The following is a 22393-nucleotide window of genomic DNA, read 5'->3' as shown; positions in this document are numbered from 1 at the left end:
CCGTCACGGGACCAGGAGACGCGCATGCCGTTCATCACCGTGGGGACGGAGAACTCCGCCCCCATCGACCTGTACTACGAGGACCACGGCTCCGGTCAGCCGATCGTGCTGATCCACGGCTTCCCGTTCAACGGGGCGACCTGGGAGAAGCAGACCGGGCCGCTGCTGGCCGCCGGATACCGGACGATCACGTACGACCGGCGGGGTTTCGGCGCCTCCGCCCAACCGGCGTTCGGGTACGACTACGACACGTTCGCCGCCGACCTCGACCTGCTGATGACCGAGCTGGACCTGCGCGACGCGATCCTGGTGGGCCACTCGATGGGCACCGGCGAGGTGACCCGCTACCTGGGCGTGTACGGCTCGCAGCGGGTCGACCGGGCGGTGCTGCTGGCCCCGCTCGCGCCGTTCCTGCTGAAGACCTCCGACAACCCGGAGGGGGTCGAGAAGAGCCTCTTCCAGGGCTTCCAGCAGGCCATCGTCGACGACCGCTTCGCGTACCTCACCACCTTCTGCGAGGCGTTCTTCAACTACCAGGAGAACAGGGGCAGGCTGGTCAGCGAGGAGGCGTTCCGGGCGCACTGGGAGATCGGCTCCCGGGCCTCGGCGAAGGGCACGCACGACTGCGTGGACGCCTGGCAGACCGACTTCCGGGGCGACGTGTCCCGCATCGACGTGCCGGTGCTGATCGTGCAGGGCGACGCCGACGCGGTGCTGCCGTACCCGAAGACCGGGCAGCGGCTGCAACCGCTGCTGGCCGGCAGCCAGTTGGTCACCCTGAAGGGCGCGCCGCACGGCATCCCCTGGACGAACGCGTTCGAGGTGAACCGCAGCATCATGGACTTCATCGGCGCGCCGGCGATGGCGCGGGCCTGACCGCCCCGCCCCCGGGGCGCGGACGACGACGGGCGCGGACGACGACGGGCGCGGACGACGACGGGCGCGACCCCCTCGGGGCCGCGCCCGTCGGCACGCTCGGGATCAGCCGGCCAGGCGGGCCAGCTCCTCGTCGACGATCGACGGGTCGAGCTTGCGGAAGACCGGCTTCGGCGCGGCCAGCGCCCGGCCCACCTCCAGCGGCACGGACTCCCAGCGCGCGCCGACCGAGTAGTCGCCGGTCAGCACCGGGTACGCGGGCCCGCCGTCGAGGTCGTCGACCTCCTCGATGACCGGCATCGGGGCGTGCACCCCGGTGCCGCCGAGCAGCTCGTGCACCTTCTGCGCGGAGTGCGGCAGGAACGGGGTGAGCAGTGTGTTGGCGTCGCTGACAACCTGGAGGGCGACGTGCAGGATGGTGCCCATCCGGGGCTTGTCGGCCTCGCCCTTGAGCTTCCACGGGGCCTGCTCGGAGAGGTACTTGTTGGCCTCGGCGACCACCCGCATCGCCTCGCCGATGGCCTGCTTCTGGCGGTGCCGGGCGATCAGGTCGCCGACCGTCGCGAAGCCGGCCCGGGCGACGGCGAGCAGGGCCTCGTCGGCTTCGGTGAGCCCGGCCGGGTCGACCGGCGGGATCGCGCCGAAGTTCTTCGCCGCCATCGAGATGGAGCGGTTGACGAGGTTGCCCCAGCCGGCGACCAGCTCGTCGTTGTTGCGGCGGAGGAACTCGGCCCAGGTGAAGTCGGTGTCGTTGCTCTCCGGGCCGGCGGCGGCGATGAAGTAGCGCAGCGCGTCGGCGTCGTACCGCTCCAGGAAGTCGCGGACGTAGATGACGACCCGTCGGGAGGAGGAGAACTTGCGCCCCTCCATGGTCAGGTATTCGCTGGAGACCACCTCGGTGGGCAGGTTGAGCCGGCCCAGCTCGCCCGACTCGCCGTCGCGGTCGCCCTCGCCGGAGTAGCCGGACAGCAGCGCCGGCCAGATCACCGAGTGGAAGACGATGTTGTCCTTGCCCATGAAGTAGTAGGCGCGGGCGTCCTTGCCCTCGGCGTCGGCGGACCACCACCTGCGCCACGCCTCCGGGTCGCCGGAGCGGCGGGCCCACTCGATCGAGGCGGAGAGGTAGCCGATCACCGCGTCGAACCAGACGTAGATGCGCTTGTCGGGGCGGTCCCGCCAGCCGTCGAGCGGGATCGGCACGCCCCACTCCAGGTCGCGGGTGATGGCCCGGGGCTGGAGGTCGTCGAGCAGGTTCCGCGAGAAGCGCAGCACGTTCGGCCGCCAGCCCTCCCGGGTGTCCAGCCACTGCCGCAGCACCTCGGCCAGGGCGGGCAGGTCCAGGAAGAAGTGCTCGGTCTCGACGAACTTCGGGGTCTCCCCGTTGATCCGCGACTTGGGGTCGATCAGGTCGATGGGGTCGAGTTGGTTGCCGCAGTTGTCGCACTGGTCGCCGCGGGCGCTGTCGTAGCCGCAGATCGGGCAGGTGCCCTCGATGTAGCGGTCGGGCAGGGTCCGGCCGGTGGACGGGGAGATCGCGCCCATGGTGGTCTTCGGGACGATGTAGCCGTTGCGGTACATCCCCTCGAAAAGCTCCTGCACCACGGCGTAGTGGTTGCGGGTGGTGGTGCGGGTGAACAGGTCGTAGGAGAGCCCGAGGCCGTGCAGGTCCTCGACGATCACCCGGTTGTACCGGTCGGCCAGTTCGCGCGGGGTGACGCCGTCGGCGTCCGCCTGCACCTGGATGGGGGTGCCGTGCTCGTCGGTGCCGGACACCATGAGCACGTCGTGGCCGGCCATCCGCATGTACCGGCTGAAGACGTCGGAGGGAACGCCGAAACCGGATACGTGGCCGATGTGGCGCGGGCCGTTGGCGTACGGCCAGGCAACCGCCGCGAGAACGTGACTCATGACCAGCAAGCCTAGTGACCCGCTTCGGGTGACCGCGAACCAATAGGGCTCGCGGGTCGGCGGACCGGCCGGACCGGGTCGGCTATTTGTCCGATTTGTCGTCGACACGCGGCCTGACCTGCCCGTCTGCGTGCGGGTGGCGGGGTGCAATGAACGTCGTGACTGGCAGACGAACGGCCCGGGATCACGACGACCGGCCCTCCGGCCCGCCGGACGGCGGTACGGCGGGCGCATCGCGCGGCACCGTCGCGCCGCATCCGCGGGTGGTCCCGGCCGCCGCGCCGGCGGAGCCGCCCGCCGACCCCGCCGGGCCACCCAGCGACCCCGCCGGGTCGGTCGAGCCGGCCGCCGAGGTCGAACCCACGACCGGGGCGCCGGTCGACGCCGTGCCGCGCCGGGTCCCGGTCCGCCAGTCCCACCGCGCCCGCCCGGGACGCCCCGCCGACGGCGGTACGCCGGACGGCGACGACCCCGCCGGTACGTCCGACGACGACGCGTACTGGCCGCCGATCGAGCAGGTGCACTGGGACGGCACGCCGATCAGGGAGGTGCCGCCGCACGAGGCGCAGCGGTCGTCCCGGGACGGGGACCGGCGGGCCCGGCGCGCCCCGCGCCCGCCCGACCCGCTGCCGGGGCTGGCCGTGCTGCTGGCGTTGAGCCTGGTCGCGGCCTTCTTCGCCTGGGTCAGCGCGGGGCCGTTCTGGCTGGCGGTGGGGCACGCCACCCGGGGCACGGTGGTGATCGTCGACTGCACCGGGGGCGGGCTCGCCCAGCGCTGCCGGGGCAACTTCGCCCCCGCCGGCGAGCCGTGGATCGCGCACGGCGTACGGGTCAGCGGGGTGGCCGAGGAGCGGACCGCGACCGGCTCGACGCTGCCGGCCCGGATGACCGGCCCGGACGGCGGCACCGCGTACGCGGACGGCGGGGTGGCCGGGCACCTGCGCTGGCTGCTCGGCCTGCTGGTGGTGCTGGGCTGCTGCGCCGGGATCGCCCGGTGGACCGGGGCCACCCGGCTCGCCGACCCCCGGGCCCGCCGCTGGGCGGTCGCCGGCGCCGTGGCCGGCCCGCTGGTGATCGCCCTCGGCTTCCTCGTCGCCGCCTGGTGAGCCGCCTCGCGCGTCAGGCGTGCACGACGCCGTAGACGTCGCGCCGGCGCAGGGCGTACTCCGTGGCGACCTCGGTGATCGCGTCCCGCCGGGACAGGCCGGCGGCCTCCCGGGCGGCGACGGCGGCGCGCAGCGTGTCGTCGTCGGGCCGTTCCGGGGCGGTCTCGGGCGCGCCCGCCACGACGAGGGTGATCTCGCCGCGCGGCTCCCCCGCGGCGGCCCAGTCCGCCAGCTCGCCGAGCGGGCGGCGGACGATCTCCTCGTACGTCTTGGTCAGCTCGCGGCACAGCGCGGCGGGCCGGTCGGCGCCGAACGCGGCGGCCAGGTCGGCGAGCGCGCCGGCGATCCGGTGTGGCGCCTCGAAGAAGACCAGCGTCCGCTCCTCGGCGGCGAGCGCCCGCAGCCGGGACCGGCGGGCGCCGGGCGTACGCGGCAGGAAGCCCTCGAAGCAGAACCGGTCGCAGGGCAACCCGGACAGCGCCAGCGCGGTGGTGACGGCGCTCGGGCCGGGCGCGGCGGTGACCGGCACGCCGGCGTCCAGTGCGGCCCGGACCAGCCGGTAGCCGGGGTCGGAGACGCTCGGCATGCCGCCGTCGGTGACCAGGGCGACCACGTAGCCCGCGGTCAGCACGTCGGCCAGCTCGGGCGTGCGCCGCTCCTCGTTGCCCTCGAAGTAGGAGACGATCCGGCCCCCGACGGTGACGTCCAGGTCGCGGGCCAGGCGGGTGAGCCGGCGGGTGTCCTCGGCGGCCACCACGTCGGCGGTGGCGAGCACCTCGCGGAAGCGGGCCGAGGCGTCGGCCGGGTTGCCGAGCGGCGCGCCGAGGAGGATCAGGCGCCCGGTGTCGGACATTTCACCCACGGAACGGCTCCTTCATCGACAGGGGTGCCGGTATCGGAGACGACGGGCGCCACCGGGCACCTCCGCAGCCTACGATCGCCGGGTGACGAGTGCGTCGACAGCACAGAGCGCGGGCCAGGCGGGATCGGATCCCACGACGGGGGCGGCGGCGGAGGGGTCCTCCCCGACTCCCGGCGGCGGTGTTCCCGGCATCGTCCGGCGCCGGCTCGGGAGCGTGGAGGCCCGGCTGGACGGGCGCTCCTGGCTGGCCACCGGCGTGATCGTCGCGATCGCGGCGATCCTGCGGTTCGTCGGCCTGAGCCACCCGCCCGGTAAGATCTTCGACGAGATCTACTACGCCCGCGAGGGCTGGGCCCTGGTCGACAAGGGCGTCGAGTGGAACTACAAGGACGACGGCCCCTCGTACGTCGTCCACCCGCCGCTGGGCAAGTGGCTGATCGGGCTCGGCGAGTGGGCCTTCGGCTACTCCGACGCCGAGCACGGCATCTCGGTGCCCGGGCACCTGGTGACCACCGCGCCGGAGTTCGGCTGGCGGTTCTCGGCGGCGGTCGTCGGCACCCTGTCGGTGCTGATGCTGGTCCGCATCGGTCGGCGGATGTTCCGCTCGACCACGCTCGGCTGCGCCGCCGGCCTGCTGCTCGCGCTGGACGGCTTCCACCTGGTGCTGTCCCGCACGGCGCTGCTCGACATCTTCCTGCTGTTCTTCGTGCTGGCCACGTTCGGCGCCCTGGTGCTCGACCGGGACGCCCGGCGGCGCAGGTGGGCCCGGGCGCTGGAGGCGGGCCTCGACCCGGGCCGGCCGGGGCGGGCCGGGCGGCCGGCGGGCGGCTGGCGGAACTGGCCGTGGTGGCGGCTGGCCGCCGGCGTGCTGTTCGGCTGCGCCTGCGCGGTGAAGTGGAGCGCGCTCTACTTCCTGCCCGTGTTCGCGCTGCTGGTGATCCTCTGGGAGGTCGGGGTCCGCCGCTCCGCGGGCGCCCGGCGACCGTGGCGGGACACCGCCCTCGACGAGCTGCCCTGGCTGGTGCTGGCCGGATTGCTGATGGTGGTCACCTACGTCGCCACCTGGTCCGGCTGGCTGCTCGGCGACGACGGCTACTACCGGGTCGTCGACGGGCAGCGGTGGCCGAACGCCCCGCTGAGCGACACCCCGGTCATCGGGGCGCTGCACAACCTCGTCGAGTACCACAAGGCGGCGTACGGCTTCCACACCGGCCTGGACGACCCGCACAAGTACCAGTCGTGGCCGTGGCAGTGGCTGCTGCTGGGCCGGCCGGTCGCCTTCTACTGGTCGGGCGAGGGAGCCTGCGGCGCGCCGAGCTGCGCCTCGGAGGTCCTGCTGCTCGGCACGCCCCTGCTCTGGTGGTCGTTCCTGCCCGCCCTGGTGGCGCTGGCGTGGCTGGGCCTGGCCCGGCGGGACTGGCGGGCCGGCGCGATCCTGCTCGTCGTGGCGGCCGGTCTGCTGCCCTGGTTCTGGTTCGCGCTGGACGGCCGGACGATGTTCTCCTTCTACACCGCGCCGGCGCTGCCGTTCCTGGTACTGGCGGTGGTCTACGTGCTCGGCGCGATCGTCACCCCCGCCGGCCCGTCCGGGGGCGGCACCCTCGCGCCGCCGGACGCCGGCCAGGACCGCCGGCTCGTGGGCGGGGTGATCGCCGGGGCGTACGTCCTGTTGGTCGCGCTCTGCTCCGCGTACTTCTATCCGATCTTCGTCGGCAAGCTGCTCCCGTACGCCGAGTGGTCGGCGCGGATGTGGCTGGACGGCCGCTGGATCTGACGACGACGCGCGACCCGCCGCGGCTCCGGGCCGCGGCGGACGCACGAGAACGGGCCCGCACGCGGTGGCGTGCGGGCCCGTCGACATAGAAGCGCGCCCCGATCGCCTGCCACGGGGGAAGCGGGCGATTGGGGCGCGCATGAAGAGCTTAACCACCCCACACCACTGGCACAACGGGTCGACTTCGGTCAGATTTCCGACCTACGCGACACCGAACGGATGGTTTACATCCGGCATCTTACGGTCCGTCATCCTGCGCAAACGGTGCGGATCGGCGGCCACCCGCAGGTCGGCAGCCGACCCGGTTCCCCATCGGCCAACCCCTGACCGGCGGGCGGCGCGACCTCCGCGACCGAACCGTCCGACCCGGACATCGAGCAGGGAACCGGACCGAGACCATCGCCGGTCCGGTTCGTCCGGCCCACCGTCTCCCTCCGGGGCGCGTGTTTTATGCCCGGCCATTCGGTATCCGACCGGCTGCGTCGATCGTCACCGGCGTCGCCTCACAGGCCGTTCATCCAGATATTCACCTTCTGGAAACTCCCCCTCGCGCAACGTGGCATAACCCGACATAAACCTCTTATTGCCTCCCTACTCTCGTCCGAGTGGTCGTTTACATTCACGACGGTGGGTCACCTGCCGTCCTCGATGGACTGTCCGTCGCCGGCCGTCCCGCCGTCGCCGCCCCGGCCCTCGTCGCCGCCACCGGGCAGCGACATCGCCCGGCGCGCCGCAGCGGCGTCCGCGCCGCGGCGGGCGCCCTGACGCACCGCTCGGCCGTCGCCGCCACCGTCCTGTCCGGACCGGCGCACTCGGCCCGCGGCCCCCGGGATGTCGACGGCGCGCCCCACCCGCACGCGACCGATCGGCCCCGCCCGGCCGCCGGCGGAAGCGCCGGCTGACGGTTCGGCCGCCGGCGGAAGCGCCGGCTGACGGTTCGGCCGCCGGCGGAAGCGCCGGCTGACGGTCGACGGTTCAGCCGGCACCCGCTACGACCATTCGCTACTTCCGTGACGCCCTGCGGGCTTCACGGCAGTCTCGCTGTCCATTGCCCAAGCCCTGCATGTGGCTTCTGTCGACACCCCTGCCACCGGTCCGGTGACGACGGGGGCACAGTCGTCCGCCGCAGGGCGCCGGTTGCCCGCTCGTGATCGACGCAGGAGGTTCGCGGTTCCGTGGAACAGGTAGGTCTCACCGGTACGCCCACGTCTCCCCCGCGGCTGGAGCGTCTCCCGGACGCGGAGGCGCGCGCCGCGGTCGGCTCGCTGGTTGTCGATGCCGTGCGGAAGTCGCGGGACGAGGGCGCCGTCAGGCGCACGCGGCGCCTGCACCACGTGTTCGAGTCCGCGTGCGACCGGAACCCGTCGGCCGTCGCGCTCGAATGCGGCGGGGCGCGGTTGACCTACCGCGAGCTGGACGAGCGCGCCAACCGGTTGGCCCACCACCTGCGCGCGCTCGGTGTGGGTGACGGCTCGCGGGTGGCCATCCTGCTCCAGCGCTCCGTCGAGACGTACGTGGCGTTGCTGGGCGTGGGGAAGGCCGGTGCCGCGTTCGTGCCGATCGACCCCGAGTCCCCGGCCGACCGGGTCGCCTACATCGCCGAGGATTCCGCCGTCGACCTGACGTTGACGTCCTCGGCGCTCGCCGACCGGGTGGGCGACCGACCTGCTCTCGTCGTCGACGAGTGTGCCGCCGAACTCGCCGCCAGGCCGGCCGACCGGCCGGAACTCGGCGGCTCCCAGGACCCCAGCGCCTACGTGATCTACACCTCGGGTTCGAGCGGTCGGCCCAAGGGCGTCGAGGTCGCGCAGTCGAGCATCTGCAATTTCCTCGACGTGGTGCCCGGCGTGTACGACGTGCGTGCGACGGACCGGGTCTACCAGGGCATGACGATCGCCTTCGACTTCGCGATCGAGGAGATCTGGCCGACGTGGTCGGTCGGCGCCACGCTGGTCGCCGGCCCGAACGACTCCCGCCGCCTCGGCGCGGAGCTGGCGGACTTCCTGGACGAGGCACGCGTCACCGTCCTCTACTGCGTGCCCACCCTGCTGGCCACCATTCCGCGCGACCTGCCCCGGATCCGCAACCTGCTCGTCGGCGGGGAGGCCTGCCCGGGGCAGTTGGTCGACCGGTGGAGCCGGCCCGGCCGGCGGATCCTCAACACCTACGGGCCGACCGAGGCCACGGTCACCGCGACCTGGGGAGAGCTGCTTCCCGGACGCCCGGTCACCATCGGGCGGCCCCTGCCGACCTACTCCGTGGTGCTGCTGGACGAGCAGCGGCAGCCGGTCGCCGACGGCGAGGTGGGTGAGATCTGCATCGGCGGCCCGGGGGTGGCGCGCGGGTACGTGGGGCGCCCGGACCTGACCGCCGACCGGTTCATCGCGCATGCCCTGGCGCCGCCCGGTGGTCGGCTGTACCGCACCGGGGACCTCGGTCGGATCACCGGGGAGGGCGAGATCGAGTACCTGGGCCGGGCGGACTCCGAGGTCAAGATCCGTGGCCACCGGGTGGACCTCGGCGAGATCGAGAGCGTGCTGCTGGAGGACCCGGGGGTGGCCGAGGCCGTCGCGGCCCTGGTCCCGGTCGCCGACGGCCCGGACGCCCCCCACGAGCTGGCCGCCTACCTCGTCGCGCACGACAGCGACGAGGGCGGGCGCGAGGAACTGGTCGCCCGGCTGTGCCAGACGCTGCAGACCCGGCTGCCCGGTTACATGGTGCCCTCCTTCCTGGATGTCGTCTCCGCGCTGCCGACCATGCCCAGCGGAAAGGTCGACCGGAAGCGGTTGCCCCCGCCGAACCGCCGGCTCACCCTCGCCACCGGCCCGGTCGTGGCCGCCGCGAGCGAGCTGGAGGAGCAGGTGCGTGCGGCGTGGGCGGAGGCGTTCGGCATCGAGTCCGAGGCGCTGTCGGTCGAGGCGGACTTCTTCGCCGACCTCGGGGGGCATTCGCTGCTCGCGGCGCGGGTGGTGTCGCTGCTGCGCGCCCGCAAGGTCGGCGCGAGTCCGGCGGTCCGCGACCTGTACGCCCACCCGACCGTACGAGGCATGGCCGCTCATCTCGGCGCCGCCGATCGGGCCGGCGCGCCCAGCGCCGCGCCCCGTCCCGCCCCACTGCGGCACAGCAGCCGGCGGATCGCGCTGGCCGGGTCCGGCCAGGCGGCGGTTATCTACCTGCTGCTGCTGGCGGTCACGCTCCCCGTCTCCTACGTCTACACCCGCAACGACGGTTTCGTGTCCGTCCGCGTCCTCGTGGAGCTGATGGTCGCGGTCCTGCTCAGCTACCTCGGCGTGCGGTGGGTGCTGCCGGTGCTGCTGGCCCGGCCATTGGCCGCGCGCATCCGGCCCGGCCGCTACCGCCTGTGGGGACCCACGTACGTCCGGCTCTGGGCGTTGAACACGCTGCTTGCTGTCGGGCCGCTGCCCGTGCTCAGCGGTTCTCCGCTGATGGCGACCTACCTGCGGCTGCTCGGTGCCCGGATCGGCCGCCGGACCACGATCGCGACCAGCGCGATCAGCCTGCCGACCCTGATCTCCATCGGGCCGGACGCCGCGGTCGGATACGGCGTCTCGCTGCGGCCGTGGCGGGCGGAGGACGGCTGGGTCGTCGTCGGGCCGGTCACGATCGGGGCGAACGCCTTCGTCGGCGCGAACGCGGTCCTCGAGCCCGGCGCCTCGGTCGGGGAGGACGCCGGCCTCGGCGAACAGTCCGTCCTCGTCCACGGGGAGACGGTGCCGCCCGGGGCACGTTGGGCGGGCTCGCCGCCGGCACCGACCCCACGGCTCGCTCCCACCGCGGAATCCCTGCTCAGCTACCGCCGCCTGCGGCGTGGCTGGCGCCCGCACCACATCGCCGCCGCACTGGTCGGCGCGATCGGACTGGAACTCATGGCGATCGCGATGGTCCTGCCCAGCGTGGCGCTGGTGTGGTGGGTGCTGCTGACCCGGGGCCTGCTCGCCGGCCTGGTCGCGACCATCCCGGCCGGAGTCGTCTACGTGCTCACCGTCTGCGCGCTGGTCGCCGCCGGCAAGCGTCTCGTGCTGCCGCGGGTGCCGGTCGGCGTCCACCACCGCGTCCACTCGATGCTCGGCGTACGCAAGTGGATCGCCGACAAGCTGCTCGAGTGCAGCCTGATGTTCACCAACTCGCTCTACGCGACCCTCTACACCGGGCCGTGGCTGCGACTGCTCGGTGCCCGGGTCGGCCGCGGCGCCGAGGTCTCCACCGCCGCACACCTGGACCCGGACCTGCTCACCCTGGGATCGGAGAGCTTCGTCGCCGACATGGCCAGCCTCGGCGCCGCGACGTTCGCCAACGGCCGGATGGCGTTCCTGCCCACCACGGTCGGTGACCGAGCCTTCGTCGGCAACGCCGCGTTCGTACCGGCCGGCACGGTGCTGGGCGAGGGGTCCCTGATCGGCGTCGGCACGCTCCCGCCCGACGACGGCGTCCCGGAGGGGACGTCCTGGTTGGGCTCACCGGCGATGCACCTACCGGCGCGCCAGAGCAGCGGCTCCTTCTCCGAGGAGGTGACGTACCGCCCGCCGCGCCCCGTGGTGGCCCGCCGGCTGTTCGTCGAGTTCTTCCGCGCGACCCTGCCCGTGTCGGTGCTCGGCGCCAGCTTCTACCTCTACCTCCTGGCGCTGTCCCAGCTCGCCAACGGCCGGGACCTGCTCGTGCCCGCGCTGGTGTCGCCCTTCGTCGCGATGACCTCGAGCGTCGCCGTCATCGCCTTCTGCGCGGCGACCAAGCGCAACGTCGTCGGCACCTACCGGCCCCGGGTGGAACCGCTGTGGAGCGGCTTCGTCCGGCGCACCGAGTTCGTCACCGGCCTCTACGAGGCCGCGGCGGTCCCCGCCGGCATCGGGCTCCTGGTCGGCACGCCGTTCCTGCCGCCGGTGCTGCGCTGGTTCGGGGTCCGCGTCGGCCGACGCACCTGGATCGGCACGACGTACATCACCGAGTTCGACCTGGTCGAGATCGGCGACGACGCGACCGTGGGCACCGAGGTGTCGCTGCAGACCCACCTGTTCGAGGACCGGGTGATGAAGATGTCCGTCGTCACGGTCGGTGCCGGCGCCACGATCGGCACCCGCGCGATCGTGCTCTACGACGCGGTCGTGGGCGACGACGTCATGTTGGGCTCCCTCTCGCTGCTGATGAAGGGCGAGCACCTGGTCCGCGGGACCCGGTGGCGCGGGATCCCCGCCCAGGGCGTGCTCGCCCGCGACACCACCAGACCGCAGGCGGCCTGATGCCGCGCCGTACGGCTGCGGCTCGCACCGGGCGGCGGCCCGATCCGTCCACCATCCACTCACCGAGAGGAAAGCACGATCGATGAACAAGGCACTGCTGGTTTCCGACGCGGTCCACTTCCGGGTCGACTACGAGATCAACCCGTACATGCACACCGAGATCCAGCCCGACCACGCGGTGGCGATCCTCGAACACGAGCGCATCGTCGCCGCGCACCGGGCGGCGGGCCGCCGCATCGAGTACGTGACGTCGGCGCCGGAGTGCCCGGACATGGTCTTCACCGCGAACGCCGCGCTGGTACGGGGCCGCCGGGCCGTGCTGGGAGCACCGCCACCCGAGCGCAAGGCGGAGCTGCCGTACTTCCAGGAGTGGCTGATCAACCACGACTTCGACGTGCTGGAGGCGCCGTACCCGTTCAGCGGGCAGGGCGACGCCCTGGCCTGCGGCGACCTGCTGCTCGCCGGCTACGGCCAGCGGACCGACCGACGGATGCACGCCGTGCTCGCGCGTGAGCTGGGCTACGAGATCGTGCCACTGCGGACGGTGAGCCAGCAGTGGTACGACCTCGACTTGGCGGTCGGGGTGGTCGAGCCGGGGCGCACGCTGGCCTACTGCCCGGAGGCCCTCGACGAGCCGAGCCGCCAGCGGCTGCAGGGCCTCGGCATGGACCTGATCGAGGTCCGCGTCGAGGAGGCGGCGCGCTTCGCGCTGAACCTGATCAGCGACGGCACGACCGTGACCATGACCAGGGGGGCACCGCGGCTGGCGGCCGCGCTGCGTGAGCGCGGCCTGCGGGTCGTCGAACTCGACACGACCGAGCTCGCCAAGGGCGGGGGTGGGGTCCGCTGCACCGCGCTGACCCTCGACAACCCGCTGCCGGCGGGGTCGTGATGGCGATGGGGAAGGTGGGCCGGTTGCTCGCCGCCGGGCGGGCCCTCGCCGGCCGTGGCCGGACGGTCCGCTCGCCGCTGCCCGGGTTGCCGGAGCCGCCGGTGGCGCTGATCGCGGAGCCGCCGGTGGCGCTGATCGCGGAGCCGCCGGTGGCGCTGGTCTACCGGGGGCCGGCGACGCTGCCCGGGTGCCCGGAGGCGGTGGCGGCGCTGCTCAAGTCCAGCCGTTGGGGCTTCGACGTCCGGTACGTCGGGCCGGACGAGGACCTGCCGCTGACCCGGCGGACCCTGGCCGGGGCGACGCTCTACGCCCAGCCCGGTGGCGGCACCCTCCGACGCGGCTACCGCCACCTGAGGCGCCACCGCGACGACGTCAGGCAGTTCGTCCGCTCCGGCGGCAACTACCTCGGCATCTGCCTCGGCGGCTACCTCGCGGGGGCCACCCCCGGCTTCGACCTCCTGCCCGGGGACACCGACCAGTACATCGCCTCGTCCGCCGCCACCGTCGACTCGGCGGAGAGCACCGTCGTCCGGGTCTCCTGGCGCGGCCGGCGGCGGACGCTCTTCTTCCAGGACGGCCCGTACTTCTGGCTGCGCCCGGAGGCCGCGGCCGACGTCCTCGCGACCTACCCGAACGGCGCCGTCGCCGCGATGGTCGCCCCCTTCGGCGCGGGCCGGGTCGCAGTCGTCGGCCCCCACCCCGAAGCCACCGACGACTGGTACGTCGACGCCGGGTTGCCGATCGCCGACCGGCTCGGCACGGATCTCGGCTGCGACCTGATCGACACCGTGATGAGGCCATGACACTGACCGCTCACCTCAGCCGCGCCGCCCTGGACCGGGCCGGCGACCATCCGCCCGCGACGGGTGACGTGTCGGTCGGGCGCTCCCGGCTGCTCGGCGTGGACGCCGCGCGTGGCGTCGCCCTGTTCGGGATGATCGCCGTGCATTCGCTCTACGACTCCGACGCGCTGGGCCGGCCGACCTGGTCGTTCACGATCTTCGGCGGTCGGGCGGCCGCCCTGTTCGCCGTGCTGGCCGGGGTCGGTATCGCGTTCATGACCGGCCGACGGCGGGTCCGCCTGACCGAAGGCGCGGGTCCGGTGGCGGCGCTCGGCATCCGGGCCCTGGCCATCGGCGCGATCGGGTTGGCGCTGGGCTACGCCGACGCGTCCCTGGCGTCGGTGATCCTGCCCTTCTACGCGGTGATGTTCGTGCTGGCCATCCCGCTGGTGTTCCTGCCGACCTGGTTGGTGGCGTTCACCGGCCTCGCCGTGGCCGGCGGCGGTCCCGTGCTCCGCCAGCTCCTGCTGCCGCGGCTGCCGGCACCGACCTATGACAACCCGGCGTTCGCGCACCTCGTCGACGATCCCGGCGTGCTGCTCACCGAGCTGTCGATCACCGGGGAGTTCCCTGCGGTGATCTGGCTGGCGTACCTCTGCGCCGGGCTGGTGGTCGGGCGGTTGACCCTCACCCGGGTCGCGGTGATCGTCGGCCTGCTCTACACCGGAGTCGCGCTCGCCGCGGCGGCGCCGGTGGCGTCGTGGATCCTGCTGAACCGGTACGAGGGTTTGCACCAGATCTGGCTCACGCAGCCGAGGAGCGGGTTGACCGAGGCCGAGACGGCGGAACTCCTCCTGTTCGGCGGGGACGGCCGCACGCCCACCTCGACGTGGTGGTGGCTCGCGGTCGACGCGCCGCACACCAGCACCCCGCTCGATCTGCTCGGCACGATCGGGAGCGCGGTCGCCGTGCTCGCCGCCATGCTGTTCCTCGGCCACGTGGCACGGCGGGCGGCCGCCGTCCTGCTGGTGCCTCTGGCCGCGGCCGGCAGCATGACGCTGACGCTCTACACCGCGCACATCGTGTTCATCAACTCCGAACTCGACTCGTTCGAGCCCATGGCCGGATACCTCGCGCAGGTCGTGGCCATCGTGCTGGTCGGGACGGCGTGGTGGGCCACCGCGGGCCGTGGCCCGCTGGAAGGGCTCGTGACGCTGCTCTCGCGCGGCGCCGGTCGACTGGCAACCCGGCCGGGCCGGGCATCGCGCGGTCGGGCCGGCATGGGGATGTACGCACGGCCGGCGCCGCACCCCGCCGACCGGCACGCGGCCACCTGGCGCGGCTGAACGGCAGCGGTGCGACATGGGACGGACCATGTGGGGCCTGCCGCGCGGCGAGACACGACGGATCAACCGGCGGCGCCTCGTCGTCGGTGCCGGCGCCGCCGGCACCCTGGCCGCCCTCGGGCTGGCCGGGGTGTCGGCGGTCACCGGGGACGGCGATCGGCCGCTGGCGCTGGTCTACCGGGGGCCGGCCGCCTGTTCCGGCTGCGCCGAGGCCGTGGCCGCTCTCCTGCGCAGCGCGCCGGGCGGGTTCCGCACCGAATACTGCGGCCCGGACGAGCAGCGGCCGATCTCGCGGAGCACGCTGACCGAGGCGGTGGTATACGCCCAGCCCGGCGGCGGCAACGTCGGCCCGGCCTGGCGCAGGCTGCGTGACCACGCCGAGGAGATCCGTGACTTCGTCCGCGACGGCGGCCACTACCTCGGTTTCTGCCTGGGGGCGTACCTCGCCGCCGCCCAGCCCGGCTTCGGCCTGCTCGACGGGAAGGTCGGCCAGTACATCAGGACCGCCGGGGCGAGCGTCGACAGCGTCGACGACGCGGTGGTCCCCGTCCGGTGGCGCGGCCGGTCCCGGCACATGTTCTTCCAGGACGGGCCGACGTTCACCCTGCGACCCGGGGCGCCGGGCATCGTGCTCGCCACCTACGACAACGGCACGCCCGCCGCGGTCGTCACCGCGTTCGGCGCCGGGCGGGTCGGACTCGTGGGACCGCACCCCGAGGCCGACCGGTCGTGGTACGCCGACGCCGAGCTGACCAACCCGGACGGCATCCGCCTCGACCTGGGCCATGACCTGGTCCAGAGCACGGTGGGCGGGTGGGTCCCGGCGTCCGGCGGGAGCTGATCGACCGGCGCGTCCGTCACTCGCGCCGGTGCTGCCGGGGCAGCCAGCCGATGAACCGGTCCTGGAGGGTGGTCCCGGGGGCCGGCGTCAGGTCCTGGGCGGCGGCCGCGAGGCAGGAGCCCAGGTAGACGCTGAGCATGGCGCGGTCGACCCGGTACTCCTCCAGCAACCGGGCGCGCTTGGCGGCGCACGGCCAGTCGGCGCCGCAGGTGCCGCAGGTCCAGCCCGGCGTCAGCGGCGCATGGTCGTCCATGGGGGACGGTGGACCTTCCACCCCATCGGTCATCGCACTCCCTCTCCGGTTCACGTGGCGGGTCCACCCCCGACGGACCACGGTCGACAATGGATGAGAGTCGTCCCCCCTGCGACGCCCCAACAGCGCCACGGAACGCTGCGGCGTTACGCCGTTGCGGTACGTTCACCAACCATGGCCATCACGACGCTGACCGTGGACCAGGTGCTGGCCTGGCGGGCCGGCCGGCATCTGCTGCACCGGCCGGCGGGCGTGGACCCCGTCGACGTGGTCGGCCGGCTGGTCGGCGTGCAGGCGCAGGTCGCCTCCGCCGCCGAGCAGGCCGTCGCCGCCCGACAGGCCGACCCCCGGCCCGGGGCGGTCGCGGCCGCGCTCGCGCGGCGTCGGCTGCTGCGCACCTGGGCGATGCGCGGCACCCTGCACGTGCTGCGCGTCGAGGACGCGCCCGCCTGCCTCTCCCTGCTGGCCGCCGGCCGGTTCTGGGAGAAGGGCTCGTGGCAGCGCGCCTTCGTGACCGTGGACCGGCTCGCGGCGATCGCCGAGGCGGCCGCCGCCGCGCTGGACGGCCGGACGCTGACCCGGGAGCAACTCACCGCGGAGATCGTGGAGCGCACCGGCGACCGGACGGTCGCCGCGCACCTCGACTCCGGGTGGGGGGCCGTGCTCAAGCCACTGGCCTGGCAGGGCCTGCTGGTGCAGGGGCCGGCCGAGGCCAACCGGGTCACCTTCACCCGGCCGGAGACGATGCTGCCCGACTGGCCCGGCCTGCCCGACCCGGCGGAGGCCGCGTCCCGGGTGGTGCCGGCCTGGCTCGGCGCGTACGGGCCGGCGAGCGCGGAGACCTTCGACCAGTGGCTGAGCCGGGGCGGCTCGAAGCGGGCGGCGCTGCGCGGCTGGTTCGCCCGCCTCGTCGACGCGGGCGAGCTGGTGCCGGTGACCGTCGACGAGCGGCCCGCGTACGCCCGGGCCGTCGACGTGGACGAGATCGCCGCCGCCCGCCCCGACGACGCCGTACGCCTGCTGCCCGCCTTCGACCAGTGGGTGCTCGGGCCCGGCACGAAGGACACCACGATCATCCCCGCCGACCGGCGCGCCTCGGTCAGCCGGGCCGCCGGGTGGATCTCGCCGGTGGTGGTGCACCGGGGGCGGATCGTGGGCACCTGGGAGGCCCGCGACGGCGAGCCGGTGGTGGACCTGTGGCCGGAGTCGCCGCCGGTGCCGACCGGCGGGCTCGACGCCGAGCGGGCGCGCGTGCGGGCGTACCTCTCGGGGGGCGACGATGCGTGACCTGCTGCCGCCGTCGGTGGCGGTGGCGGTGGCCGGGCCGGCGGACTGGACGGGCGAGCTGCTGCCGGCCGAGCGGGCGTGCCTCAGCGCGCGAGCGGTGGAGAGCCGTCGGCGCGACTTCACCGCCGGGCGGGTGTGCGCCCGCCGGGCGATGGCGGCGCTCGGCGTGCCCGCGGCCCCGGTGCCGGCGGCGGCCGACCGGTCGCCGGTCTGGCCGGCGGGCGTGGTCGGCGCCATCACCCACACCCGCGACTACTGCGCGGCCGCCGTGGCCCGCGGCGCCGAGATCCGGTCGATCGGCATCGACGCCGAGCGGCACAAGGAGCTCAACGCGGGCGTACGCCGACTGATCTGCCTGCCCGAGGAGGAGGAGCGGTGCGCCCGCCTGCCGGCGGGGATCTCCTGGCCGGCGGTGGTGTTCAGCGCGAAGGAGACCGTCTACAAGGTGTGGCACCCCGTGGTCGGCACCTGGCTGGACTTCCACGACGCGCTGGTGGAGCTCGACCCGGACGCCGGCACGTTCACCGCCCGCATCACGCCGGCCCGGACCGACGCCGCCCCGGTGGCCGACCCGCCGGCCCTGGTCGCCGGCCGGTTCAGCGTCGACGACGCCCTGGTGCGCACCGCCGCCGTGCTGCTGCCCCGCTGACCCGACCCGCCACGGGCTTCCTGGCCCCTTCGACCCGAACGGGACCCGTTCAGGGGACGACGCCGGGCCGCCGGAGACGCGAGGATGTTCCGTTGTCCGCGCACGGTAGCGTCACCCGCGTTTGCCGTCGTCGTCAGGTGCCTAGGAGTACGGTGAGTCACCCCCAGCCCCCATACGGGCCTCAGGATCCCTACCAGCCGAGCCCGGAGCCGCAGCCGTACCCGCCGGCACCGACGCCGCAGTTCCCCACCGGCCAGGGCGGCTATGCGCCCCAGCCGCCGGTCTCCGGCGGCCCGCAGCCCGCGGGCGACCCGTGGGCCCCGCTCCCGCCCGTGCCGCAGCAGCCGACCAACGACCCGTGGGCCGCGCCCCAGCCGCCGGTCTCCGGCGCGCCGCAGCCGCCGGTGTCCGGGGGCCCGGGCGAGCCGTGGGCGGCACCGCATCAGCCGACGTCCGGGATGCCGCAGCCGCCGGTCTCCGGCACGCCGTACCCGCAGGTGACGTCCGGCGCGCCCGGCTACCCGCTCGGCCCGCCGCAGCCGGTCGCCCCGCCGAACAACAAGAAGAAGACGGTCCTGATCATCGCGATCGTGGCGGTCGTGCTGACCCTGCTCTGCTGCGTCGGCGGCATCGCGGCGGTCGTCGCCGGCGCCGACAAGGCGGCGGACGACCTGGAGAAGGCCCTGCCCACCCCGGCGACCACCAACGTGGCGCCGGGCGGCGCGCCCGCCAGCAGCGCCGCCCCGGGCGAGGACGACGAGACCTACAACATGAAGCCCGGCGACACGCTGGTCCTCTCCGACGAGGAAGGGACGGTCGAGGTCACGGTCACCCGGTTCACCACCGCCACCAAGGGCTGCCGCGAGTACGCTCCGGACCCCGACAAGGGCATGTACCTGATCGCCCACGTCACCGCCACGGTGACCAAGGGCAAGGGCTCGATCAACCCGTTCTACTTCGAGTGGGTGGCCAGCGACGGCACCACGACCAACGGGCTGGCGAGCGCGCTCTCCGGCTGCGGCGACACGTTGAGCTCCGGCAACAACCTGCGCGAGGGCAGCAAGCGTGCGGGCACCGTGGTGTTCGACGTCCGCGACAAGAACGGCGCGCTGGAGTACAAGCACAAGTTCGAGAGCGCCGGCTCCTGGAAGCCGTAGTCCGCGCCTGGTGACGGGAGGCCGGTCCTTTCGGGCCGGCCTCCCGTGCTGTCACCGACCCTCCCCTCCCCCGGGCCGGCGCCTGGTCACCGGCCCTGCTCCAGCAGGTCGGCCACCGTGATCAGCGGGGTCACCAGGGACGGCACCAGGGCGGGGTCCTCCAGCCGGCCGCGCCGGTAGGTGATCAGCTCGGTGCCGCGCACGCTCCAGGCCGGCACCGCCCCCGCCAGGTGCGCGCCGATCAGGGTCGGCCCGACCAGGGCCTGCTGCCCCGGGGCCGCCGCGCCCACCCGCCACTGCCGGTCGAACTCCTCGTGCCCGGTGGCGTAGCTGTCGCTGCCGAACAGCGCGCGTCCCAGCTTCGAGAACACGTGGCGCGGCGCGACCGCCAGCGCCGGGAACTGCCGCCGCAGCCACACCGAACAGACGACGTACGTGTGGGTCTGCGAGTTGGTGGTCTGGTTGCCGTCCGCGCCGGTCGAGGTGTGCGTCTCCGTGTACGCGTACTCGGCCACCCCCACCGGGCGGCCGTGCAGCATCCCGGTCAGCAGGAACCGCACGCCCCGTCGGCTCCGGCCCGGCACCCGGTCGGTCCAGGCGACCTGGGGATGCTCGGCGTACGTCCAGCCGTACCGGGCGGCCCACTGCCGCCACCGGTCCCGCCGTTCCCGCTCCTGCCGGTGGGCCGTCACGACCAGCGCGACGAGCCCCACCACGAGGAGGACGGCGAGCGCCCCGCAGCCACCCATCCAGAACACGGTCGTCAATCGGTCCACGGGCGGCAGCGTAGTGACCGACCGCACGCCCGCCGGCCCTCGGAACGCCTTACGGGGTTCCGCCGACGGCACGCCGCCCCTCCGTCACCCAGCGTCGTGCCGACCCCTGCCGACCACCGATCGCACCCCAGACATCCACAGGGCTCGTTGATCCACCGTCCGGCGTGCGGTTCAGTTTCCACCGGCACCGTCAACGACGACGAGGCTGAATCTCTGCTGCCCGTTAGAGGGAGAGATCCACGGTGAACAGAATGACGACGGTGCTGCGCCGGATCGGCGCGACCGTGAGCGCGCTGCTGATGGTTGCCGGTGCCACGGTCGTGGGGGCCACGCCGGCCTCGGCCGCGAACTACTACTACGAGCTGCCGTACCCGGCGGGCGAGGCCTACCGGGTCACCCAGGGGCCGGAGGGCACGTACTCGCACGTCGGCGCGTACAACGAGTACGCCTGGGACTTCGGCCTGCCGGCGAACTACGAGGTCTCCGCCTCGCAGGGCGGCACCATCATCTACTCGAACTGGTCGCCGTACTGGCAGAACGGCATCGAGGTGATCATCCGGCACTCGAACGGTCAGTGCACCCACTACGCGCACCTGAACCGGGCCATCTACAACGCCGGCACCTGGGTCCCGCAGGGGCGGGTCATCGGCTGGTCGGGCAGCACCGGCGCGTCCAGCGGACCGCACCTGCACTTCCAGGTGATCAACTGCTACAACCGGGTGGGCATCCCCGCCACGCTCCAGGGCTGGACGCCGTGGACGGGCACCTATCCGGTCAGCGTGAACTACTACGCCTGACGCCCACGCCCCTCGCCGGTCTAGCGCTGCCGTGACGGCACGACGACGAGCACGCGGTGGGGCCCTGGTGGGGATGCGGCGCGTGGCCGGGTGGGCGCGCGCCGCATCCCCGTACGGTCCCTGCGGCCTCGCGGTGGCCGGCGGGTCCCTCTCCTCGATCGCACCCTGGCGGCGGCTGGACCGCCGACCTGCCGCGCCGTGTGCCCGGGTTTCCGATCAGGGGTTTCACCCCCCGGAGAGGCGGGGACGCGAGTCCGGCGGGGCGAAAGCGCCCCGGTGCGGACGGCAGGGAGGCGACATGAGCCTGGAGAGGGCGAAGGACAAGGTCGAGCGGGTGGCCGGCGCCGCCAGGGCACGTATGGGCGACATGACCCAGGACGAACGGTCACAGGCGGAGCGGGTGGCGAAGCGGGACGAGATCCGGGGCAGACAGCCCGGCGAACACGTCCAGGAGGACGCGCGGGACGCGCGGGACAGCTTCACGACCTGACCCGGCCCGTCGCCCGCCCCCGGCCCACGCGCCGGGGGCGGTGCTCCACGTCGCGGGCTATCCGGAGAAGTCGCGTCGCGGGTCGAAGAGCCCGATGGGGTGCGCGGTCGCGCCGCTCGTCGCCAGGTCGGCGAGGATCTCCCCGACGACCGGGACGAACTTGAAGCCGTGGCCGGAGAATCCGCACGCGACGGTGACCTGCGGGTGCCGCGGGTGTGTCGCGATCACGAAGTGCTGGTCCGGCGTGTTCGTGTACATGCAGGTCGCGGCGCGCAGGAACCGGCCCGGAAGCGTCGGCAGGACGCCGGCGAGATGCTGTCGCATGTCCTGGACCTCCTTCGGGTGCACCTGCCGGTCGATGGTCTCCGGAGTGCAGACCTCACCGCCGAGGAAGAACGCCACCTTGGCGCCGCCGTCGGGCCCGTCGATGGCCGGGAAGCCGTAGACGTGCGTGCCGGCGGCGTCCTCGTGGATGTAGATGGGATGCCGCTCGGGCTCGAAGGGGCCGACCCCGGTCTCCGGCTGGAACCAGTACATGACCTGCCGCTCGACGGTCAACGGCACACCGAGGTCGGCGAGGAGTTCGGGCGCCCAGGCCCCGGGGCAGACGACGAGCCGGTCGGCGGCGTAGGAACCATTTTCGGTCGTCACGCGTACGCCGCCCTCGGGCAGCGCCTGCCAGCGCGCCACCGGCTCGCCGTAGCGCAGGTCGGCGCCGTGCCGGGCCGCGAGGTCGAGGTGAGCGGCGACGGTCGCCTCGGGGCGGACGAAGCCCGCGTTGGCCTCGTACAGCGCCAACTCGTCGTCCCGGGGGCTGAACGTCGGGAAGCGGCGGCGCAGCTCACCCGCGTCGAGGATCTCGTGCGGCAGGCCCCACTCGCGCGACGCGCGCAGGCTGCCGGCGAAGGCGAGGCTCTCCGGCCGGCCGACGAACAGCCCGCCGGTGAGCGAGACGATCTCCCGTCCGGCGTCGCGTTCCAGCTTCTCCCACAGCTCGTACGCGCGGAGCAGGAGCGGCACGTAGGCCGGGTCCTCGAAGTACGACTGCCGGATGATCCGCGAGCCGCCGTGGCTGGACCCCCGGTCGTGCGCCGGCCCGAACCTCTCCAGTCCCAGCACGCGCTGCCCCCGGGCGGCCAGGTGGTAGGCGGCGCTGCTGCCCATCCCACCGAGCCCCACGACGATGACGTCGTAGACCGACATATCCCACTTCCTCACAATTTCGGGCATGATCGGCAAACGGCGCATTGCCTGGCCCGCCGCTACCGTACAGAACCCAATGAGCCGCCTCCCACCCGGGAAAACGGGCCTTGAGCTGGGCGAAGCCGAGGCGTGGAGTACC

Annotated in this window: 19 protein-coding genes; 14 read left to right on the top strand and 5 right to left on the bottom strand. The window is 73.7% G+C overall.

The window, feature by feature from the left end; genetic code table 11:
• Nucleotides 1-24 precede the first annotated feature (24 nt).
• Complete coding sequence (locus tag ACFY23_RS04245) at nucleotides 25-876, top strand: alpha/beta hydrolase (protein WP_350684205.1); 852 nt, start codon at nucleotides 25-27, stop codon at nucleotides 874-876.
• Nucleotides 877-981: 105 nt separating this feature from the next.
• On the opposite strand, the gene metG is transcribed toward ACFY23_RS04245, so the two are convergent.
• Nucleotides 982-2784 (bottom strand): methionine--tRNA ligase, encoded by a 1803-nt coding sequence (gene metG / locus ACFY23_RS04240; RefSeq protein ID WP_350684204.1) that lies wholly within the window; start codon nucleotides 2782-2784, stop codon nucleotides 982-984.
• 158 nt (nucleotides 2785-2942) lie between these two features.
• Between metG and ACFY23_RS04235 the strand changes: the two genes are divergently transcribed.
• Nucleotides 2943-3890, top strand: coding sequence for a hypothetical protein (locus ACFY23_RS04235; protein ID WP_350684203.1), 948 nt, complete (start codon nucleotides 2943-2945; stop codon nucleotides 3888-3890).
• A gap of 13 nt (nucleotides 3891-3903) precedes the next feature.
• Here ACFY23_RS04235 and rsmI read toward each other — a convergent pair whose 3' ends face one another.
• The gene (gene rsmI, locus ACFY23_RS04230) at nucleotides 3904-4743 is read right to left on the bottom strand and encodes a 16S rRNA (cytidine(1402)-2'-O)-methyltransferase (protein WP_387035866.1); all 840 of its coding nucleotides are present in this window, start codon (nucleotides 4741-4743) and stop codon (nucleotides 3904-3906) included.
• A gap of 91 nt (nucleotides 4744-4834) precedes the next feature.
• On the opposite strand from rsmI, the gene ACFY23_RS04225 reads away from it, so the two are divergent.
• The 7 genes from ACFY23_RS04225 (at nucleotide 4835) to ACFY23_RS04195 (ending at nucleotide 15642) form a co-directional block, all read left to right on the top strand.
• A complete protein-coding gene (locus ACFY23_RS04225; RefSeq protein WP_350677966.1) occupies nucleotides 4835-6526 on the top strand; it encodes a phospholipid carrier-dependent glycosyltransferase in 1692 nt (563 codons plus the stop codon).
• Between the two features lie 605 nt (nucleotides 6527-7131).
• Nucleotides 7132-7428 carry a hypothetical protein gene (locus tag ACFY23_RS04220; RefSeq protein WP_350677968.1) on the top strand — a complete coding sequence of 99 codons (297 nt, stop codon included), beginning with the start codon at nucleotides 7132-7134 and terminating at the stop codon, nucleotides 7426-7428.
• Nucleotides 7429-7701: 273 nt separating this feature from the next.
• Complete coding sequence (locus ACFY23_RS04215; RefSeq protein ID WP_350677970.1) at nucleotides 7702-11781, top strand: Pls/PosA family non-ribosomal peptide synthetase; 4080 nt, start codon at nucleotides 7702-7704, stop codon at nucleotides 11779-11781.
• Nucleotides 11782-11863: 82 nt separating this feature from the next.
• Nucleotides 11864-12673: an arginine deiminase-related protein gene (locus ACFY23_RS04210; protein WP_350677972.1), complete on the top strand. Its 810-nt coding sequence runs from the start codon at nucleotides 11864-11866 to the stop codon at nucleotides 12671-12673.
• Nucleotides 12673-13476 carry a BPL-N domain-containing protein gene (locus tag ACFY23_RS04205; RefSeq protein ID WP_350677974.1) on the top strand — a complete coding sequence of 268 codons (804 nt, stop codon included), beginning with the start codon at nucleotides 12673-12675 and terminating at the stop codon, nucleotides 13474-13476. Before ACFY23_RS04210 ends, ACFY23_RS04205 begins: the two co-directional genes overlap by 1 nt.
• A complete protein-coding gene (locus tag ACFY23_RS04200) occupies nucleotides 13473-14801 on the top strand; it encodes a heparan-alpha-glucosaminide N-acetyltransferase domain-containing protein (protein ID WP_350677976.1) in 1329 nt (442 codons plus the stop codon). The genes ACFY23_RS04205 and ACFY23_RS04200 overlap by 4 nt, the downstream gene beginning before the upstream one ends.
• Before the next feature lie 16 nt (nucleotides 14802-14817).
• Nucleotides 14818-15642 carry a BPL-N domain-containing protein gene (locus ACFY23_RS04195; protein ID WP_350677978.1) on the top strand — a complete coding sequence of 275 codons (825 nt, stop codon included), beginning with the start codon at nucleotides 14818-14820 and terminating at the stop codon, nucleotides 15640-15642.
• Between the two features lie 16 nt (nucleotides 15643-15658).
• On the opposite strand, the gene ACFY23_RS04190 is transcribed toward ACFY23_RS04195, so the two are convergent.
• Nucleotides 15659-15895 carry a hypothetical protein gene (locus tag ACFY23_RS04190; protein ID WP_350677980.1) on the bottom strand — a complete coding sequence of 79 codons (237 nt, stop codon included), beginning with the start codon at nucleotides 15893-15895 and terminating at the stop codon, nucleotides 15659-15661.
• Between the two features lie 174 nt (nucleotides 15896-16069).
• Here ACFY23_RS04190 and ACFY23_RS04185 point away from each other — a divergent pair, with 174 nt between their 5' ends.
• From ACFY23_RS04185 to ACFY23_RS04175, 3 genes are all read left to right on the top strand, one after another.
• The gene (locus tag ACFY23_RS04185) at nucleotides 16070-17182 is read left to right on the top strand and encodes a DNA glycosylase AlkZ-like family protein (protein ID WP_350677982.1); all 1113 of its coding nucleotides are present in this window, start codon (nucleotides 16070-16072) and stop codon (nucleotides 17180-17182) included.
• Entirely contained in the window at nucleotides 17175-17831 is a 657-nt protein-coding gene (locus ACFY23_RS04180) for a 4'-phosphopantetheinyl transferase superfamily protein (RefSeq protein ID WP_350677984.1), read from the top strand. Before ACFY23_RS04185 ends, ACFY23_RS04180 begins: the two co-directional genes overlap by 8 nt.
• 152 nt (nucleotides 17832-17983) lie before the next feature.
• Nucleotides 17984-18988, top strand: a complete 1005-nt coding sequence (locus ACFY23_RS04175; RefSeq protein WP_350818886.1) for a DUF4352 domain-containing protein — start codon at nucleotides 17984-17986, stop codon at nucleotides 18986-18988.
• 86 nt (nucleotides 18989-19074) lie between these two features.
• On the opposite strand, the gene ACFY23_RS04170 is transcribed toward ACFY23_RS04175, so the two are convergent.
• A complete protein-coding gene (locus ACFY23_RS04170) occupies nucleotides 19075-19764 on the bottom strand; it encodes a hypothetical protein (protein WP_350677988.1) in 690 nt (229 codons plus the stop codon).
• Nucleotides 19765-20015: 251 nt separating this feature from the next.
• Between ACFY23_RS04170 and ACFY23_RS04165 the strand changes: the two genes are divergently transcribed.
• Complete coding sequence (locus tag ACFY23_RS04165) at nucleotides 20016-20561, top strand: M23 family metallopeptidase (protein WP_350678146.1); 546 nt, start codon at nucleotides 20016-20018, stop codon at nucleotides 20559-20561.
• 298 nt (nucleotides 20562-20859) lie between these two features.
• Nucleotides 20860-21051 carry a general stress protein CsbD gene (locus tag ACFY23_RS04160; protein ID WP_350677989.1) on the top strand — a complete coding sequence of 64 codons (192 nt, stop codon included), beginning with the start codon at nucleotides 20860-20862 and terminating at the stop codon, nucleotides 21049-21051.
• Nucleotides 21052-21108: 57 nt separating this feature from the next.
• On the opposite strand, the gene solA is transcribed toward ACFY23_RS04160, so the two are convergent.
• Nucleotides 21109-22254 (bottom strand): N-methyl-L-tryptophan oxidase, encoded by a 1146-nt coding sequence (gene solA, locus ACFY23_RS04155; RefSeq protein ID WP_350677990.1) that lies wholly within the window; start codon nucleotides 22252-22254, stop codon nucleotides 21109-21111.
• Nucleotides 22255-22393 lie beyond the last annotated feature (139 nt).

It is taken from the genome of Micromonospora sp. NPDC000121 (genome assembly GCF_042899165.1).
GTDB lineage: Bacteria > Actinomycetota > Actinomycetes > Mycobacteriales > Micromonosporaceae > Micromonospora.
This window is presented reverse-complemented; position numbering and strand designations above follow the sequence as displayed.

Coding starts and splice junctions, on each gene's coding strand:
- ACFY23_RS04245 (WP_350684205.1), top strand. CDS start 25: ATGCCGTTCATCACCGTGGGGACGGAGAACTCCGCCCCCATCGACCTG.
- metG (WP_350684204.1), bottom strand. CDS start 2,784: ATGAGTCACGTTCTCGCGGCGGTTGCCTGGCCGTACGCCAACGGCCCG.
- rsmI (WP_387035866.1), bottom strand. CDS start 4,743: ATGTCCGACACCGGGCGCCTGATCCTCCTCGGCGCGCCGCTCGGCAAC.
- ACFY23_RS04210 (WP_350677972.1), top strand. CDS start 11,864: ATGAACAAGGCACTGCTGGTTTCCGACGCGGTCCACTTCCGGGTCGAC.
- ACFY23_RS04205 (WP_350677974.1), top strand. CDS start 12,673: ATGGCGATGGGGAAGGTGGGCCGGTTGCTCGCCGCCGGGCGGGCCCTC.
- ACFY23_RS04200 (WP_350677976.1), top strand. CDS start 13,473: ATGACACTGACCGCTCACCTCAGCCGCGCCGCCCTGGACCGGGCCGGC.
- ACFY23_RS04195 (WP_350677978.1), top strand. CDS start 14,818: ATGGGACGGACCATGTGGGGCCTGCCGCGCGGCGAGACACGACGGATC.
- ACFY23_RS04190 (WP_350677980.1), bottom strand. CDS start 15,895: ATGGACGACCATGCGCCGCTGACGCCGGGCTGGACCTGCGGCACCTGC.
- ACFY23_RS04185 (WP_350677982.1), top strand. CDS start 16,070: ATGGCCATCACGACGCTGACCGTGGACCAGGTGCTGGCCTGGCGGGCC.
- ACFY23_RS04180 (WP_350677984.1), top strand. CDS start 17,175: ATGCGTGACCTGCTGCCGCCGTCGGTGGCGGTGGCGGTGGCCGGGCCG.
- ACFY23_RS04165 (WP_350678146.1), top strand. CDS start 20,016: ATGACGACGGTGCTGCGCCGGATCGGCGCGACCGTGAGCGCGCTGCTG.
- ACFY23_RS04160 (WP_350677989.1), top strand. CDS start 20,860: ATGAGCCTGGAGAGGGCGAAGGACAAGGTCGAGCGGGTGGCCGGCGCC.
- solA (WP_350677990.1), bottom strand. CDS start 22,254: ATGTCGGTCTACGACGTCATCGTCGTGGGGCTCGGTGGGATGGGCAGC.